This is a genomic window from Nannocystis sp. RBIL2, from assembly GCF_026626745.1.
Classification (GTDB): Bacteria; Myxococcota_A; Polyangia; order Nannocystales; family Nannocystaceae; genus Nannocystis.
On record NZ_JAPNJW010000001.1, the window covers coordinates 1950777 to 1969383 of the forward strand.

Here is an 18607-nt window from a genome sequence, read left to right on the forward strand (position 1 = left end):
GCAACCCTCGCCGATCGCCGGAAGGCTCGGCCCGAGGCCGCACGTTCGCGCGACCTCGCCCGCAAACCCGTGACCCGCTGCAGACGCCGACACGGGCGGCCCGCGATCCACCGCGCGGCAACCTGCTATCCGGTCCACCCCCAATTGCGTCGCCCGACGCCTCGCGATCCGTGCCCCTGTCTTCCAGGCCCGCCGTGATTTGCCGCGGGCGCGCGATCCGACGCCGCCCGACTGGGAGGAGTGGCAGCATACGGAGCTCGACAATCCTCGCGGCGCGGGCCGACCTGGTCCGCGCGAGCCGGCCGGCGCGGCCGGGCGCCGGTCCGGCGTCGCGGCTGCAGAGCCCGCGTAGCGGCCCTCCTGGCGCCTGCGCGGCCGCAGCGGGGCCGGCGCGGCGGCGACGAGTGCCATGATATCCGCGACGGACCGACAAGCAATCTCGGCACCGGCCGCCGGCGCGGCCCTCGCCCCCGAGGCTTGACTCAGCCCGAGGATGACGAGTAGGGTCCTGGCATTATTGCGAGCGCTCCCTCGGAGCGCGCCTCGGTGAGACGAGCCGGCATGCCCACATTCGGTCAATACACGATCGTCGAACCGATGCACGAGGACGCCGAGACCGCGCTGTATCGCGGGTTTCGCACCGAGGACCGCGCCCCGGTCACCCTCCGCCTGCTGCGGCGCTCGCCGCCGACGGCCCGCGACCTGGCCCGGCTGCAGCACGAATACACGATCCTCCGCGGCCTCGCGGTCCCCGGCGTCGTCGCTGCGCACGCGCTCGAGCACCACGGCGACCGCCTCGCGCTCGTGCTCGCCTCGCCGCCCGGCGAGCCCCTCGATGCTGTCTTGCGCGAGGGTCGGCTGCCCGTGCGCGAGGCGCTGGCGATCGCCGCCGCCGTCGCCGACATCCTCGTCGGCGTCCACGCCAGGGGCATCATCCACAAGCACGTCGAGCCGGCCAACCTCGTCGTCCGCCGCGAGCCGCTCGCGGTCCACCTGATCGGCTTCGGCCTGGCCACGCGGCTGTCGGTCGAGGCCCAGCGGCCCACCAGCCTCGACGCGCTCGAGGGCACCCTCGCCTATATGTCGCCCGAGCAGACCGGGCGGATGAACCGCTCGCTCGACCTGCGCAGCGACTTCTACTCGCTCGGCGCCACGCTCTACCACATGCTCACCGGCGCCCCGCCGTTCCCCGGCGACGACCCGCTCGAGCTCGTGCACGGCCACATCGCCCGCGTGCCCACGCCGCCGCGGCAGCTCGTCGACGTGCCCGAGGTCGTGTCGGCGCTGGTGATGCGGCTCCTGGCCAAGGCGCCCGAGGAGCGCTACCAGAGCGCCAGCGGCCTCGCGGCCGACCTGCGCGAGTGTCTGCGCCGACTCGACGCCGGCGGCGCCATCCCGGCCTTCCCGCTCGGGCGCCACGAGGGGGCCGCCGCGCTGCGCCTGCCGCAGAAGCTCTACGGCCGCGACGACGAGCTGCAGACCCTGCTCGCCGCGTTCGCGCGGGTGCGCGGCGGCGCCAGCGAGCTGCTGCTCGTCGCCGGTTACTCCGGCATCGGCAAGAGCGCCCTCGTCCACGAGCTGCACAAGACGATCGCCCGCGACGGCGGCACCTTCGTCGCCGGCAAGTTCGACCAGCTGGCGCGCAACGCCCCCTACGCCCCGTTCGTGCAGGCCTTCCGCGACCTCCTGCGCCAGACCCTCGGCGAGGGCGGCGATCGCCTGGCCCGCGTGCGCGACGACCTCCTGCGCGCCGCCGACGGCCACGCCCAGGTCCTCGTCGATCTGGTCCCCGAGCTCGCGCACGTGCTCGGGCCCCAGCCGCCCGCGCCCGAGCTCGGGCCCACCGAGGCGCTCAACCGCTTCAACCGCCTGGTCGACGAATTCGTGCAGGCCTTCGCCGGCGGCGAGGCCGGCCCGCTGGTGCTGTTCCTCGACGACCTGCAGTGGGCCGACCTCGCCTCGCTCAAGCTGCTGCAGCTGTGCTTGACCTCCCCCTCGCCGCGGCGGCTGCTGGTGGTCGGGGCCTACCGCGACAACGAGGTCGGTCCGACGCACCCGCTGACCCTCGCCGCCGACGAGCTGCGCGGCAAGGGCCTCGCAGTCCATTCGCTCGCGCTCGGCCCGCTCGCCCCGCAGCACGTCGGCGAGCTGCTCGCCGACGTGCTCGGCGGCACCGCCCTGCGCGCCATGCCGCTCGCGCAGGTCGTGTGGCGCAAGACCGACGGCAACCCGTTCTTCGTCGGCCTGTTCCTCCGCGGCCTCTATCAGGACGGCCTCCTCCACCCCGGCGCCGGCGACGGCGGCTTCACCTGGGACCTCGCCGCGATCGAGGCGCGCGAGGTCACCGCCAACGTCGTCGACTTCATGGGCCAGCGGCTGCGCCGCTGCGGCGAGGCGACCCAGCGGGCGCTGCGGCTCGCCGCCTGCATCGGCCACGAGTTCACCCTCGCCGCCCTCGCCACCATCTGCGGCGAATCACCCGAGGCGACCGCGGCCGCGCTGTGGGAGGCGCTCGAAGAGAACCTCGTCCTGCCCGACAGCAACGACTACCGATTCGTCCACCACGCCGCGCCCGCGCCCGCGCAGGACGGCGCCCTAGGGCTGAGCTACCACTTCGCCCACGATCGCGTGCAGCAGGCCGCCTACGCGCTCGTCCCCGAGGATGAGCGGCCCGCCACGCACCTGCAGATCGGTCGGCTGCTGCTGGCGCGGCTCGGCGCCGACCCGCGGCCCGACGAGCTGTTCGACGTCGTCGACCACCTGGGCCGCGGCCGCGAGCAGATGGTCGACCCGGACGAGCGGCGGCACGTCTCCGCGCTCGACCTCGTCGTCGGCCGCCACGCCAAGAGGTCCACCGCCTACGCGGCCGCGGCCCAGTACCTGCGCGTCGGCATCGAGCTGCTGGCCCCCGGCGCCTGGGATCATGACTACGCCCACGCCTACGCCCTGCACTGCGAGCTCGCCGAGTGCGAGTCGCTGGCCGGCGCCTTCGAGCGGGCCGAGCAGCTGTTCGACGTCATTCACGCCCGCGCGCGCGACCACGTCGATCGCGCCAACGTCTACATCCTGCAGATGCGCCTCTACCAGGTCGCCGGGCGCTACGACGCTGGCGTCGACCTCGGCGTGCGGGGCCTCGCCCTGTTCGGCGTCGAGCTGCCCGAGCAAGACGCCGCCCTGCAGAGCGCCATGAGCGACGAGGCCTCCGCGATCGCCGGCAACCTCGCCGGGCGCCCGATCCCCTCGCTGCTCGACGCCCCCCTGATGACCGACCCGACCCACCGCGCGATCCTCTCGCTGATGGTCGGCATCATGCCGTGCGCCTACATCGGCCGGCCGAAGGTGTTCCCGTACTTCGCGCTGCGGGCCGTCAACTTCTCGCTGCGCCACGGCAACGCCGAGGACTCGTGCTTCGCCTACAGCGTGTACGGCTTCATGCTCGTCGCGGTGTTCGCCGACGCCGCCGCCGGCTACGCCTTCTCGGAGATGTCGATCCAGCTCAACGAGCGGTTCGGCAACACCAAGCTGCGCGGCACCCTGCTCCACCTGCACGGCGACCACATCAACTTCTGGCGCCGCCCGCTGCGCACCGACTTCCCGATCCTCGAGCAGGCCTTCCACGCCTGCGTGTCGGCCGGCGACCTCGTGTACGCCTCATTCCTGGCCTTCGAGACAGTCTGGCAGCACATCGAGGTCGGCGACCCGCTGAGCGACGCCCGCCGGGCGGCCGAGCGGTTCGCCGCGTTCGCGCGCGAGAGCAACAACGAGGCCGTCTATCAGACCATCCGCCTGCAGCAGCAATTCCTCGACAGCCTGGACGGCCGCGTCCGCCCCGGCACCCTGCTCGACAGCGACGACTTCGACGCCAGCGAGTGCCTCGCCGTCCTCGGCCGCGCCAGCTTCGGCTGCGGCATCGCCTTCCATCACATCATCCGCCTGATCCTGCTCTACACCTACGGCCGTCACGACGAGGCCCTGACCGCCGCCGCCGCCGCGCGCGAGGTCCTCGGCGCGGTGATGGCGATGCCGATCGAGGCGACCTTCCACCTCTACGAGGCGCTGGCAGTGTGCGCGCGCGCCCGCGTCGTCGACCCGAGCCAGGCGCTGGGCGACCGCGACCTGCTGCGCGACAGCATCTTCAAGCTCGCGCGCTGGGCCGACGACTGCCCCGACAACTTCGAGCACAAGTACCTGCTCGTGCGCGCCGAGGAGGCGCGCGTCACCGGTCGGCCGCTCGAGGCCGAGGAGCTGTACGACCAGGCGATCGCCTCGGCGCGGCGCCACGGCTTCACCCAGTACGAGGCCCTGGCCAACGCCCTGTGCGGCGAGTTCTACCGCGAGCGTCAGCGCCACGTCATCGCCCCGGTGTACATGCGGTCCGCTCACGACGGCTTCGTGCGCTGGGGCGCCTCGGCCAAGGCCGCCCTGATCGCCCGCGAGTTCCCGCAGGCGGCCACCGCCCCCTTCGCGCCGCCCGCTCCCGCGCCGGAGGACGGCGGCGGGGCCGACGGCGGGGCCGCGCTCGATCTTACGACCGTGGTGCGGCTCGGCCAGGCGCTGGTCGGCGAGATCGAGCTCGACAAGCTGCTCGACCGGCTGGTCCGCATCGTCATGCAGAACGCCGGCGGCACGCGGGTGTACCTCCTGCTCGACCGCGACGGCGCGCTCGAGCTCGCGGCGGTCGCCGCGGCCGACAGCGACGTCGTCGAGGTCGTCCCCGGCACCCCGCTGGCGGCCCGGCCCGACGTCCCGGCCACCCTCGTGAATTACGTCGCTCGCACCCGCGAGGCGCTGGTCCTCGGCGACGTCGCCCGCGACGCCCGCTTCGCCGCCGACCCCGCGCTCGCGGCTCGCCAGGTCAAGTCGGTGCTGTGCCTCGCGCTCGCCCACCGCCGGCGCACCAGCGGCATCCTCGTCGTCGAGAACGACCTGATCCGCGACGCCTTCAGCCGCGGCCGCGTCGAGCTGCTGCAGGTGCTGTGCGCCCAGGCGGTGACCGCCGTCGAGAACGCCCTGCTCTACCGCCACGTCGTCGGCGCCAACGAGCGCCTCGAGGCCGACGTCGCCCAGCGCACCGCCGACTTGCAGGCCGCCAACGAGCGCCTGTCGGCCGAGCTCGGCGAGCGCGAACGGGCCGAGCAGGCCCGCGCCGCCATGCAGGAGGAGATGATCCGCCTGCAGCAGGCCATGCTCGCCGAGCTGTCGACGCCGATGATCCCGATCACCGACGCGATCGTCGTCATGCCCCTCATCGGCACCCTCGACACCGCCCGCTGCGAGCACCTGCTGCACACCGCCCTCCAGGGCACCGAGGCCGGGCGCATGCGCGTCGTCATCTTCGACGTCACCGGCATGAAGGGCATCGACACCGGCGGCGCGATCGCCCTGATCCAGGCCGCCTCGGCGCTGCGCCTGCTCGGCGCCCGCACGGTGCTGACCGGCGTCAACCCGGCGACGGCCTCGCTGCTGGTCGACCTCGGCATCGATCTGCGCGACATCGCGACGCACGGCACCTTGCAGGACGGCATCGCCTTCGCCATGCGCCAGCTCGCCGGCAAGCCCCGCGGCGCCGCCCATTGACTCGCATGTCTCATCGGACATGCCCAAATGAGCATGTCCCGAGGATCATCCGCTGATTCGGCCCTCAGCGCCCGCGATCGATCCGCAGCACCTCGATCACCGCCCGCAGCGCCGGCGTCACGTGGCGGCGGCTCGGCCAGTACAAAAAGCTCCCGGGGAACCGCGGGCACCAGTCGGCCAGCACCGGCACCAGCGCCCCCGCGGCCACCTGCGCCGCCACGTGGCTCTCGAGCGCGTAGGCCAGGCCGACCCCTGCGCGCGCCGCCTCGACGATCAGCTGCGGCTCGTTCGTCACCAGCGCGGACTCCATCGCCACGGTGAGCGCGCGTCCGTCCTTCTCGAGCTCCCACTTGTAGAGCACCCCGGACGAGTGGCGATAGCTCACCGCGCGGTGCTGGCGGAGCTCCTGCGGCGTCGTCGGCGGCGGATGCCGCGTGAAGTACTCCGGTGAGCCCACGATCGCCGCCCGCTCGTCGGGACCGATCCGCACCGACACCATGTCCTTGTCGACCAGGTCGCCGAGGCGCACCCCTGCGTCGAAGCGGTCGGCCACGATGTCGGCCAGCCGGTCGTCGGCCACGATCTCGAGCACCACCTGCGGGTACTTGCGCGTCAGCTCGGGCAGGCGCGGCGCCAGCAGACGCAGCGCCGCGTCGCGGTGGACCGTCAACCGCACCGAGCCGGCCGGCTCGTCGCGCAGCTCGGCCAGCCCGTCGACGGCCGCGGCCACCCCCTCCATCGCCGGCACCAGCGTCGCCAGCAGGCGCTCGCCCGCGGCCGTGGGCGCCACGCTGCGGGTCGTGCGGTGGAGCAGGCGCAGGCCCAGGCGCTCCTCGAGCCCCGTCATCGCGTGGCTGATCGCCGACGTCGACAGCCCGAGCCGCGAGGCCGCCTTGGTGAAGCTGCGCGCCTCGGCGACCGCCACGAACACCGCCAGGTCCGGCCAGTCCTCGCGCCTCATTGTTGAACCTCGCTCATCGGCCCTTCCTGCCGGGCCTCTCTACTCGACCGCCGCCGCGGTGCCTAGCCTGGCGGCGAAGGAGCCTCATGCCCGAAGTCCGAGCCTACGCCGCGCAGTCGGCCACCAGCGGCCTCGCGCCGACCACCATCGTCCGCCGCGAGCCCCGCCCCGACGACGTCGTGATCGACGTCGCGTATTGCGGGATCTGCCACACCGACCTGTCCCAGGTCCGCAACGAGTGGGGCGGCGCCGAATACCCCATGGTGCCCGGCCACGAGATCACCGGCATCGTCCGCGCCGTCGGCAGCGCGGTCACCGACCTCGCCGTCGGCGCGCGCGTCGGCGTCGGCTGCTTCGTCGACGGCGGCTGCTCGAAGGGCCGCTGCGACCGCGAGCACGAGCACCGCGACCTCGCCGACCTCGTCGCCACCTACAACGGCCGCGAGCACGACGGCGCCCCGACCTACGGCGGCTACTCGCGCTCGATCGTCGTCAAGCGCCCCTACGTGCTGGAGCTCCCCGACGCCTTGCCGCTCGATGCCGCCGCTCCGCTGCTGTGCGCCGGCATCTCGCTCTACTCCCCGCTCGTCCACTGGCGCGTCGGCCCGGGCAGCAGGGTCGCAATCGTCGGCCTCGGCGGCCTCGGTCACCTCGGCGTCAAGCTGGCGCGCGCTTTCGGGGCCGACGTCACCGTCCTGAGCCGCACCGACGCCAAGCGGGCCGACGCCCTCGCGCTCGGGGCTCACGACTATCACGCGACCTCCGATCCTGAGACCTTCGCGCGGCTGGCGGACCGATTCGACCTCGTGCTCGTCACCGTCGGCGCCACCCTCGACTGGAACGCCTACCTGCGGCTCCTGCGGCGGGAGGGCACCCTCGTGCTGATCGGCATGCCCGACGCCCCCGGCAGCGTGCACGCCTTCGAGCTGCTGACCCAGCGCAAGTCGATCTCCGGCTCGGCCATCGGCAGCATCCCCGAGACCGCGCGCATGCTCGAATTCTGCGCCCGCCACGGCATCGCCGCCGACATCGAGCTCCTCCCGATCCAGGACCTCGCCGCCGCCTACGCCCGCCTGGGCCGCGGCGACGTCCGCTACCGCTTCGTCATCGACATGCAGTCGCTGGACCGCGAGCCGTAGCGCCGCGCCGAAACGTCCGAACGGACATGCTCGTACGAACATGTCCGTTCAGTCATCTCACTCGCCGCCCGCGCGACGCGGGCGGGCCACGCTCACGGCGTGTACGCGATGTCGAGCTTGCCGGCCAGGGCCACCGCCGCGTCGACCACCCCGTCCTTCACGCTGAAGTTCTCGAGCTGGAAGTCGGTGAGCTCGCCGTTGACTTGCAGCTTGCCGGCCAGCACCCCGCCGAGCGCCTTCGTCACCGACTCGGTGAGCGCGGCCGCCTTGGTGTCGAGCTTCCAGCGGGCCTTGTCGGCCACCAGCTTGCGCAGCGCCGCGTACTGCGACTGCGACAGCTTCTGCAGCTTCTCGTTGTCGGTGTCGACCGTGTAGTCGAAGTTCTCGATCGACAGCTCGCGCGCCCTCGGGTCCCACTCGAGGTCGCCCTGCAGCTTGAGCTCGCCGCGGAGCGCCCCGCCGACGCCGACCGCGAACGACAGGCGGTGCGGGTGCCGGCCCTCGAACGCGTCGACCAGCTTCACGTACGTGATCACGATGTCGGACGTGTTGCGGCCGTCGAGCTTGACGTTGGCGACGCGCTTGCTCAGCTCCTCGTTGAGCTGGCTGAGCGGCAGGTGCAGGCGCGACTTGAAGGCGAACCCGGGCGCACCGGTCACCGGCTCGAGCTTCGGCAGCGGCGTCGGCTTGACCGCCGGCTTGTCGCCGAGCTGGACCACCAGCTGACCGGCGAGGCCGAGGTCGACGCGGAGGTCGTCGCCGTCCATGCGCGGCTGCGACACCCCGATCGCCGTCGGCTTGGCGACCAGCCACGCCGGGGTCGAGCAGATCGCCCCCGCCTCGGTCGGGCAGCGGCCCTGACCGAGCTGCTGCAGCGACTGCGGCTGCTGCAGCGCCGTCCACAGCGTCTGCGCCTGCTTCTTCAGGTTGAGCTGCTTCTCGAACTGCGCGTCGGCCTGGTCCAGCGCCTGCTCGATCTTCGGCACCAGCTGCTTCTGCAGGTTCTTGTTGACCATCGGCGCGACGGTCTCCTTGGTGATGCACACCTTCGCCAGCGCCTTGACGCACACCTGCCCGCTCGGCGCCGGCCCGAAGTCGATGTCGTCGAGCTTCGCCTCGGCGGTCACGCGGAAGTCGTCCTGGATCTTGAAGTCGGCGTGGAACTTGGCCGCGACCCGCTGCGGCTCGGCCTTGGTGCCCCACGTCTCGCCCTTCGTGATCCAGATGACGCGCTTGCCGATCTTCGTCGACGCGCGCACGTCCGCCGCGTAGCGCACGTTCACGTTCACATCGAGCCGCCCGTCGTCGAACTTGGCCTTGATCGGGTCGCGCCAGACCGTGTAGCGGACCTCGATCTTGGTCGCGGACTTCGGGTCGCTGACCACCTGCCAGTCCTGCGTGATGGTCTTCTGGATCAGGCTGTCGACCTTCTTCACCGACTCGTCGAACGCGACGCGCAGCGGCACCACCATCTGGGTCCCCTCGCGCACGCTCGGCGGCGGCTCTTCCGGCTTCGGAGCCGGCCGCGGCGTGGGCGGCTTCGGCTGCGGCTTCGGCTTGGCCGGCTTGCCGGGGCCCGACGGCTTGGCGGGCTTCGGCGTCGGCTGCTTGGTCGGGGCCTGGCTCGACGGCTTCGGCTTCGGCTTCCCCTTCGCCGGCTTGGGCTTGCCCGCTGCGCCCCGCGGCGGCGAGCTCGGCCCTGAATACGGCACGCGAACGATGGTGCAGCTGCAGAGGAATGCGAGCAGCGTCGCGAAGGTGAGCTTGGGTGTCGGGAGCATCGTGCCGTCCTCAGACTCCGAAATCCGGGCGCGCTTCACCTCGCGCGGTCGCGGACCTCGGGCCGGCCGAGCATCGCCGGCACGGCCCCGCCAGGGAAGCCGTCCCGCACCGGCGCGCCATCGCCCCTGCCCCTCGCGCCCGCGTATGCGCGCCCGCAACCCCGCCACGCCGCGTGGAGCCCTCCGGGCGCCCCAGCTCGCAAGCAGAGGCGCTCGCGCAGCAGGCGCCGGCCTCGGCCGGAGCATGCGGAGCACCCCGAACGCGCCGGGCACGCGGTGCTCGAGCTCGGCGCGACGCCAACGACCTGAGCGTGCTCACGCCGCGCACAGATCCGGCAAAGCGCGAGTTCGCGGCGAAGCGATCCGCCCCGCGCGGCCGAATCATGAACCCCTCGTCATCTCCCCCCTCTTCGACCTGTCTCTTCGACCACGTCGCTCCGCCCTCCGCGACCTGTCTCGGCGACCAGGTCGCACCGGCAGCCTCGACCTGTCTCCGCCGCGTTCGCGCCCCGACGGCCGTCCACGTGACGCGAGCCCGAGCTCGGCGCCGCGTGAGCGTCGGATGGCCGGCATTCGCGGCAAACACCGCGAGTCTCGCAATCACAGCACTCGCATCTCTCTCCCCGGTCGGCGACTGCGCAGTCTCGCTTCGACGCATCATTCGCCGCGCGCTCGAGCCTGCTGCATGTGCATCGATATCCCACGCGCGTGTTTTGCGCTCACCCCATTGTGGACACGCGTATCCGCGCCACCTCGCCTCGGCCGGCCCGCGCTCGATCGCCGTTATCTCGGCTTATCGCCGCGATACGCCCCGCTCGCGGCGATGCCCGCTCGCTTTTCGCGTGGCCGATGCCCTCGGCCGGGTCAGGGAAAAAACATGCGTACCAAGCACCAAAACCTCGCCTGGATCGCGCTCACCCTTGCCTTCGGCTTCGCCTGCGATCAAGAATCGACCGACGCCCGCAAGAGCGACGCGTCCGACCTCATCCCCTGCGCCGGCGCCGTCGGCTTGCTCTGCCCCGAGGGGCTGGAGTGCCGCGACGACGGCGCCGACGACTGCGATCCTGCCCAGGGCGACAGCGACTGCCCCGGCCATTGCCAACCGGACGATCCGGTCTCCTGCGGCGGCGTCGCGGGCTTCGACTGTCCGGGAGGCCAGCCGTGCGTCGACGACCCGAGCGACAGCTGCGACCCCGACGCCGGCGGCGCCGACTGCCTCGGCGTCTGCATGACGCCGCCCATCGCCCACTGCGGCGGTCCCGAGGGCTTCGAATGCGCCCCCGGCCAGGTGTGCATCGACGATCCGAACGACGAATGCAACCCCACCAACGGCGGGGAGGACTGCATCGGCCTGTGCGAGGACCTGCAGATCCTCTCCTCGGCCCTCGATTGACCGCGCTCGGGCCCGCGGCCCCGCGCCGCGGCCCGGCACGATTCGCGGCAGTGCTTCAGCGCGCCGCGACGAATCCATCGAGCACGAGTGCCACCATTTCTTTACTCTTCCCACCGGCTCTCCCATCAGCTCCGTCGCTGCGCGTCAGATCTCCGGTCTCGCGGGCGCGTGAGCCAGCGCCGCTGCAGCCGGCGGCGCGGCCCTCCGCCGTCGCCAGGTGCGCCGGCCACCGCCTGACGCCTCGCTCGCGCGCGCTCCCGCGCCCGCGTTCTGGTACGCTCGGACGATGAGCCTGCTTCGCGTGACCTCGTGTGTCTGTCTATTGGCCCTGCTCGCGGCGTGTACCAATTCCGGCGGCGCCGACGACGGCACAGGCACCAGCACGACCGGCGACACCGGCGGTCCCGAGAGCACCGGCACCACCGACGCGCCCACCGGCACCACCGGGGACACCACCGCCACCGAGCCGCCCACCGGCACCAGCGACGTCAGCACCACCGGCCCTGACGAACCGCCGCCCGCGCCCGAGGCCTTCCCCGTCCTGCAGGACATCGTGTTTTACGACGGCTACGCCGCCACCGTCGACGAGCCGATCCCCGACGGCGTGATCCGCCACAGCAACGCGCTGGTGGCCACGCGCTTCACCGAGGAGATGCAGGCCAAGGTCCAGACCACCCTGACGCTCGGCGTCATCGTCGGCGCCCTGTGCGACAACTACGATCGGCTCGGCGGGGTCAACCTCGCGCTCGTCCCCAAGGGCGCGCAGACCTACGTCCCCGCCGACGTCGACCGCATCGAGGTCGCGCGATTCATCACTCCGTTCATGGACATGAACAAGCACCCGATGACGGTGCCCTACGAATGGCAGGCCAGCGACCTCGTGCCGATCTTGAAGGACCCGGAGCTGCTCGCCGAGTACGACTTCTGGTTCGAGCTCAACATCTTCGGCGTGCCCTACGCCGCCAACGAAGAGGTCGACGGCTGCGCCGGCCGCAACGACACCCAGCTCGGCACCCTCCTGCTCTACACCGACAGCAAGCAGCCGGCCCCGACCTTCACGCACCTGGTGCCCGTCGCCATCGGCCAGGACTTCAACAATTACACCGAGGGCGCCAGCGACGAGCTCGGCACCACCCGCAAGACCGTCCAATTCGAGCTCCCGGCCGACACCGCCAACGCCCAGCTCGTGCTGATCACCTCGAACCACGGCGCCAACGCCGGCGGCGAGGAGTACATCCGCCGCGAGCACTACGTCTACGTCGACGGCGAAATGGTCCTGCAATACAAGCCCGGCCGCACCTCGTGCGAGCCGTTCCGCCCGTTCAACACCCAGCCCAACGGCATCTACGGCCCCTACCCGCAATCGGACGCGGACTGGCAGTCGTTCAGCAACTGGTGCCCGGGTGACGTGATCGACACCCGCATCATCCCCTGGGGGGCCGCCAGCGCCGGCCAGCACGAGTTCGTGATCGACGTCCCCGACGCCACCTTCGTCGACATGCAGGGCAACTTCCCGTTCTCGCTCTACGTGCAGGCCGAGTAGCGAGACCGCCTCGGGGCCGCCGGACCTCGCCTCTTTAAAACGCGATGGCCGTGCCGCGACCGCGGCACGGCAGCATCGCGCGATCTCCTGCGCCCGCCCGCGGAGGTCTCCCCGGCCTCGCGCCCGCAGCGGGCCCCTCCGGCCGGCCCTCCTTTCATCGCCGCGGCCCCGCGAACCGCGTCTGCCGCCAGCGTCGGCGCCCAGCCTTCTCTCGGACGGGTCGAGGTCCACGCGCCGCGAGCTGTCTGCAGCCATGCGCAAATTCACGCCGCGCCCGCAGCATGAACCAAGGCTCATCGACCACGCCAGCCACCGGCTGAGGCCGCTCGGATACACTGGCCATCGTGCGCCACCTCTACTTCGTTCCGCTTGGCCTGACTGCGCTGATTGCTTGCTCCACCGATCCGGCGGCCACCGACGCCGCCAGCGACACGCAGAATACGAGCAGCGGCACGGATCCCAGCGAGACCGGCGAGAGCACCGTGCCGACGACCACCGTCGGCATGACCGGCGAGACCGAGACCACCGGCGAGCCGCCGATGCTCGACACCTACAAGTTCGCCGGCGGCTGCTTCTCGCTGCGCAGCGGCGAGCGCTACCTGGCCGCCGGCGACCCGGCCAGCTTCGCCTTCGCGGCCGACAAGGCCGGCGCCGCCCGCTTTACCATGAAGGCCGCCGACCTCGGCACCTACCTCCTCTACGACCAGGACGGCGGCTACCTCGTCGCCGACGACGGCCCGCTGCTACGCCAGACCGCGCTGCAGTCCGACGTCACCCTCATCGACGACGCCTACGTCTCGGGCGCCGAATGGACGCTCGAGACCTCGACGGTCGAATGGTCGCAGTATCAATTGCGCAACCGGCGGAACGACCGCCTGCTCGGCGCCGACGCCCTCGCCGACGACGGCGTGCCCGTCAGCTTCGAGCCCGCCGAGGGCTGCAAGCAGCACCCCGAGCTCAGCCTCGACGCCAGCGGCCAGATCACCCGCACCATGTTCGACGACGGCGACCTCTACGGCATCGTCGACACCCACTCGCACATCCACTCCAACTACGCCTTCGGCGGCGGCGGCCTGTTCCACGGCGGCGCCTATCACCGCCTCGGCGTCGAGCACGCCTTGCCCGATTGCTCGATCTCCCACGGCGAGATGGGGCGCAAGGACTTCTTCGGCTACATCTTCGACAACTCCGGCAACGAGGAGGCCGACCTCGCCAGCCTCCTGCCCGACCTCGTCGCCAAGCAGCTCAGCGAGGACGCCCACGCCACCGCCGGCTGGCCCGACTTCACCGAGTGGCCCGACGGCCCGCGGCGCTCGACGCATCAGACGCAATATTACTTGTGGCTGCAGCGGGCCTACCTCGCCGGCCTGCGCCTCGTCGTCCAGCACGCCACCACCAACGCGATCATCTGCGACTTCATGATCGGCGAGGGCATCCAGAAGAGCCGCTACGGCTGCGACGACATGACCGCGGTCGACCGGATCATCGACGAGACCTACGCGATGGAGCGCTACATCGACGCCCAGTCGGGCGGGCCCGGGCTCGGGTGGTTCCGCGTCGTCCACACCCCGGCCGAGGCGCGCGAGGTGATCGCCGGCGGCAAGCTGGCGGTGATCCTCGGCATCGAGACCTCCAACCTGTTCGACTGCAAGCTCACCCCGCACGACGGCGACCCGACCTGCGACGAGGCCTACGTCGAGGCCCAGCTCGACCATTTTTACGACCTCGGCGTGCGGGCCGTCTTCCCGGTCCACAAGTACGACAACAAGTTCTCGCCCGGCGACGGCGACCGCGCCTTCATCGAGCTCGGCAACTTCGCCAACAGCGGCCACTGGTCCAACTTCACCCTCGATTGCCCCGAGCCGCAGGTCGGCGGCTTCGACAGCGGCAACGTCAACTTCGGCGGCCTCAACATGCCGCGCGACGTCTACGACTCGCCCGCGCCGATCGACAACAGCAAGTTCGCGACCGCCCCGCTCACCACCACCGGCATGTACCTCGGCCAGATCACCGAGCCCGCGCTCGAGGGCCCTTACTGTCAGAACGCCACCCTCACCGCGCTTGGCGAGCACATGATCGGCCAGATGATGGCGCGCGGCATGATCATCGAGGTCGACCACCTCCCGCAGTGGTCCTACGTGCGCGCCTACGAGATGCTGCAGGCGGCCGACTACCCGCCGATCGGCAGCCACGGGCGCAACAACGGCGGCGTCCTGTACGAGCTCGGCGGCGTCTCGGCCGGCGGCTTCGGCGTCTGCCGCGGCGACGCCCCCGGCACCACCGTGCAGGGCTTCAAGGACAAGATCCAGTTCATCATGGACAACGGCGGCTACCCGGCCGAGGGCTTCGGCTTCGACCTCAACGGCTTCGCCGGCGCCCGCGGCCCGCGCTTCGGCGACGGCGTGTGCCCGCTCCCGCAGACCGACCCGGTCACCTATCCCTTCTCGTCGTTCGCCGGCGACATCGAGTTCACCCCGCCTGCTGTCGGCAACCGCGAGATCGACTTCAACACCGAGGGCCTGGCCCACATCGGCCTGCTGCCCGAGCTCATCGAGGACGCCCGCCGCGACGCCGTCGACGAGGCGGACCTCGAGCCGCTGTTCCGCTCGGCCGAGGGCTACATTCGCATGTGGGAGCTGGCCGAGGCGCGATCGGCCGAGCTCGGCCGCTGAGCGCTCCAGCCGACCGGCGCGCGTCAGTCCATCGGCCAGGCGAACGCCGCGGGCCAGGTCCCGATAACGACTGCGACGTAGCCGAGAAACTTGATCAGCGCGGCGACGTCGGTGAGAGGCTCCGTCTCCCGCGGATGCGTGGGGTCGATCCACCAGGTCGTGCCCCCATTGCCGACGAGCTCGAAGGCCGCGGCAGGCAGCGCGCCGAGCGACCTGACGAGCCGCTCGATCAGCTCAGGGTCGCCGCGGCCGCCGCGTCGAAGCATCACGAACGGGCACGTGGCCTCGTGCGGAGGGACGAGCAACTCCCGCCAAACCCAGCCCGCCGTGGCGGTCGCGGCCTCGCGCGACCAGGCGCCGGCGAACTCGTCGGCGTTGACCAGCGGAAAGACCGCGCATGCGAGCGGATCCGGCATACGCGGCAATCTGGGGACGCCGAGCAGCGTCCACGTCGTGCGCTCGGTGGTGATGCGATGCGGCTCCCAGAAGTCCGAATCTCCGCACAATCGCAGGACGAGCTTCGCCAGCGACGAGTCCCTGGCCAAGGGATCGAAGGCGACGGAGTGGCCCGCATACCACGCGCCGACCGACTCGCTCAGCACGAAGCTGCCGGTCTCGGCGGACAGCGCGGCGAAGACGGCGGCCGCGGTCGCCGACGGCCCGTCGAAGCGCACCGTCAACTCGCCGGTGCCGCCGATCGGCGTACAGCTGCCGACCCAGGACAGCTCGTACGCGGGAACTCCCGCCGGCAGGCTGCGCGTCACGCCGTCGCTCTCGACGACCGACATTCCGAGCCTGCGGGCCGCTCCACGGACCACCTCGGCCGCCCGGTCGGGCCCGACCTCGCCCACGATGCACGATGACGACGGCGTCTCACTCACTCGACTTCGCCTCTTCCTGGTGTCGTGCGCGTCAGTCCATCGGCCAGGCGATCGCCGCGGGCCAGGTCCCCATCATGACGGCGGCGCGGCCGAAGAACTTGATCAACGCGGCGACCTCGGTGAGGGGCTCCGTCTCCCGCGGATCCGGGGGACTGCTCCACCACATCGTGCCCCCATTGCCGACGAGCTCGAAGGCCGCGGCCGGCAGCGCGTCGATCGACCGGACGAGCCGATCGATCAGTTCAGGGTCGCCGCGGCCTGCGCGTCGCAGCATCACGAACGGACACTTGTCGTCGGGCGGAGGGACGAGCAACTCCCGCCAAACCCAACCTGCCGTGGCGGTCGCGGCCTCGCGCGCCCAGGCGTCGGCGAACTCGTCGGCGTTGGCCAGCGGAAAGACCGCGCATGCGAATGGATCCGGCATACGCGGCAATCTCGGGACGCCGAGCAGCGTCCACGTCGTGCGCTCGGTGGTGATGGGATGCGGCTCCCAGAAGTCCGAATCCCCGCACAATCGCAGGACGAGCTTCGCCAGGGACGAGTCGCGGGCCAACGGATCGAAGGCCACGGAGTGTCCCGCATACCACGCGCCGACCGACTCGCTCAGCACGAACCCGCCGGTCTCTGCGGACAGCGCGGCGAAGACGGCGGCCGCGGTCGCCGACGGCCCATCGAAGCGCACCGTCAGCTCGCCTGTGCCGCCGCTGATCGGTGTACAGCTGCCGACCCACGACAGCTCGAACGCGGCGACTCCCACCGGGAGGTTGCGCGTCGCGTCGTCGCCCGCGGCGACCGACATCCCGAGCCTGCGGGCTGCTCCACGGACCACCTCGGCCGCCCGGCCGGGCCCCACCTCGCCCACGATGCAAGATGACGACGGGGTCTCACTCACTCGACTTCGCCTCTTCCTGATGTCGTGCGCGTCAGTCCATCGGCCAGGCCATCGCCGCGGGCCAGGTTCCCATCATGATGGAGGCGTTGCGGAGGAATTCGATCAGCGCGGCGACGTCATGGAGGGGCTCCGTGTCACACGGATGCGAGGGGGCGATCCACCAGCTCATGCCCCCATTGCCGAAGAGCTCGAAGGCTGCGGCAGGCAGCGCGTCGAGCGACCGGACGAGCCGCTCGATCAGCTCGGGATCGCCGCGGCCGCCGCGTCGAAGCATCACGAACGCGCACGCGACATCGAGCGGCGGGGCGAGCAACTCCCGCCAGGCCCAGCCTGCCGTGGCGGTCGCGGCCTCGCGCGCCCAGGCCCCGGCGAACTCGTCGGCGTTGACCAGCGGAAAGACCGCGCATGCGAACGGATCCGGCATACGCGGCAACCTCGGGACGCCGAGCAGCGTCCACGTCATGCGCTCGGTGGTGATGGCGTGCGGCTCCAAGAGATCCGGCGCCCAGCTCAGGCGGCGGAGGAGCTTGGCGAGCGACGATTCACGGGCCAATGGATCGAAGGCCATGGAGTGGCCCGCGTACCAGGCGCCGACCGACTCGCTCAGCACGAACCCGCCAGTCTCGGCGGACAATGCGGCGAAGACAGCGGCCGCAGTCGCGGACGATGCGTGGACGTCCACCGTCAACTCGCCGACGCCACCGAGCCTCGCGCGGCTGCCGATCCACGTCAGCTCGAACGCGAGAACTCCCGCCGGCAGCTTGCGCGTCGCGTCGTCGCCCGCGACCACCGACATCCCGAGCCTGCGGGCCGCGCCACGAACCACGTCGGCCGCCCGGTCGGCGTCGACCCCTCCCACGATGCCCGACGACGACGGGGTCTCACTCACTCGACTTCGCCTCTTCCTGATGTCGTGCGCGTCAGTCCATCGGCCAGGCCATCGCCGCGGGCCAGGTTCCCATCATGATGGAGGCGTTGCGGAGGAATTCGATCAGCGCGGCGACGTCATGGAGGGGCTCCGTGTCACACGGATGCGAGGGGGCGATCCACCAGCTCATGCCCCCATTGCCGAAGAGCTCGAAGGCTGCGGCAGGCAGCGCGTCGAGCGACCGGACGAGCCGCTCGATCAGCTCGGGATCGCCGCGGCCGCCGCGTCGAAGCATCACGAACGCGCACGCGACATCGAGCGGCGGGGCGAGCAACTCCCGCCAGGCCCAGCCTGCCGTGGCGGTCGCGGCCTCGCGCGCCCAGGCCCCGGCGAACTCGTCGGCGTTGACCAGCGGAAAGACCGCGCATGCGAACGGATCCGGCATACGCGGCAACCTCGGGACGCCGAGCAGCGTCCACGTCGTGCGCTCGGTGGTGATGGGATGCGGCTCCCAGAAATCCGAACCTCCGCTCAATCGCAGGACGAGCTTCGCCAGCGACGAGTCGCGGACCAAGGGATCGAACGCCACGGAGTGTCCCGCATACCACGCGCCGACCGACTCGCTCAGCACGAACCCGCCGGTCTCTGCGGACAGCGCGGCGAAGACGGCGGCCGCGGTCGCCGACGGCCCGCGGAAGCGCACGGTCAGCTCGCCGGTGCCGCCGATCGGCGTACAGCTGCCGACCCAGGACAGCTCGAAGGCGGAGACTCCCGTTGGCAGATTGCGCGTCGCAGCATCGCCCGCGGCGACCGACATCCCGAGCCTGCGGGCTGCTCCACGGACCACCTCGGCCGCCCGGCCGGGCCCCACCTCGCCCACGATGCACGATGACGACGGGG

11 protein-coding genes are annotated in these 18607 nt (G+C 71.5%); 5 read left to right on the forward strand and 6 right to left on the reverse strand.

All coding sequences use genetic code 11. The features are described from left to right. Positions 1–561: 561 nt before the first annotated feature. A complete protein-coding gene (locus tag OV090_RS07720) occupies positions 562–5577 on the forward strand; it encodes an AAA family ATPase (RefSeq protein ID WP_267702863.1) in 5016 nt (1671 codons plus the stop codon). A 64-nt stretch (positions 5578–5641) separates the two neighbouring features. Here OV090_RS07720 and OV090_RS07725 read toward each other — a convergent pair whose 3' ends face one another. Further along, positions 5642–6538 (reverse strand): LysR family transcriptional regulator, encoded by an 897-nt coding sequence (locus tag OV090_RS07725; RefSeq protein WP_267702864.1) that lies wholly within the window; start codon positions 6536–6538, stop codon positions 5642–5644. Positions 6539–6624: 86 nt separating this feature from the next. On the opposite strand from OV090_RS07725, the gene OV090_RS07730 reads away from it, so the two are divergent. Further along, positions 6625–7677 (forward strand): NAD(P)-dependent alcohol dehydrogenase, encoded by a 1053-nt coding sequence (locus OV090_RS07730; RefSeq protein ID WP_267702865.1) that lies wholly within the window; start codon positions 6625–6627, stop codon positions 7675–7677. 92 nt (positions 7678–7769) lie between these two features. Here OV090_RS07730 and OV090_RS07735 read toward each other — a convergent pair whose 3' ends face one another. Further along, positions 7770–9458, reverse strand: a complete 1689-nt coding sequence (locus tag OV090_RS07735; protein ID WP_267702866.1) for a DUF4403 family protein — start codon at positions 9456–9458, stop codon at positions 7770–7772. Positions 9459–10335: 877 nt separating this feature from the next. On the opposite strand from OV090_RS07735, the gene OV090_RS07740 reads away from it, so the two are divergent. From OV090_RS07740 to OV090_RS50545, 3 genes are all read left to right on the forward strand, one after another. After that, entirely contained in the window at positions 10336–10851 is a 516-nt protein-coding gene (locus tag OV090_RS07740; RefSeq protein ID WP_267702867.1) for a hypothetical protein, read from the forward strand. A 286-nt stretch (positions 10852–11137) separates the two neighbouring features. After that, the gene (locus OV090_RS07745; protein WP_267702868.1) at positions 11138–12394 is read left to right on the forward strand and encodes a peptide-N-glycosidase F-related protein; all 1257 of its coding nucleotides are present in this window, start codon (positions 11138–11140) and stop codon (positions 12392–12394) included. A gap of 344 nt (positions 12395–12738) precedes the next feature. Continuing rightward, positions 12739–15066 carry a membrane dipeptidase gene (locus tag OV090_RS50545; protein WP_267702869.1) on the forward strand — a complete coding sequence of 776 codons (2328 nt, stop codon included), beginning with the start codon at positions 12739–12741 and terminating at the stop codon, positions 15064–15066. Between the two features lie 23 nt (positions 15067–15089). Here OV090_RS50545 and OV090_RS07755 read toward each other — a convergent pair whose 3' ends face one another. The 4 genes from OV090_RS07755 to OV090_RS07770 all read right to left on the reverse strand — a co-directional run bounded on the left by OV090_RS07755 (position 15090) and on the right by OV090_RS07770 (position 18524). Further along, entirely contained in the window at positions 15090–15854 is a 765-nt protein-coding gene (locus tag OV090_RS07755) for a hypothetical protein (RefSeq protein WP_267702870.1), read from the reverse strand. A 124-nt stretch (positions 15855–15978) separates the two neighbouring features. Continuing rightward, complete coding sequence (locus OV090_RS07760; RefSeq protein WP_267702871.1) at positions 15979–16746, reverse strand: hypothetical protein; 768 nt, start codon at positions 16744–16746, stop codon at positions 15979–15981. A 124-nt stretch (positions 16747–16870) separates the two neighbouring features. Further along, the gene (locus tag OV090_RS07765; RefSeq protein WP_267702872.1) at positions 16871–17728 is read right to left on the reverse strand and encodes a hypothetical protein; all 858 of its coding nucleotides are present in this window, start codon (positions 17726–17728) and stop codon (positions 16871–16873) included. A 31-nt stretch (positions 17729–17759) separates the two neighbouring features. Further along, positions 17760–18524 carry a hypothetical protein gene (locus tag OV090_RS07770; RefSeq protein WP_267702873.1) on the reverse strand — a complete coding sequence of 255 codons (765 nt, stop codon included), beginning with the start codon at positions 18522–18524 and terminating at the stop codon, positions 17760–17762. Positions 18525–18607 lie beyond the last annotated feature (83 nt).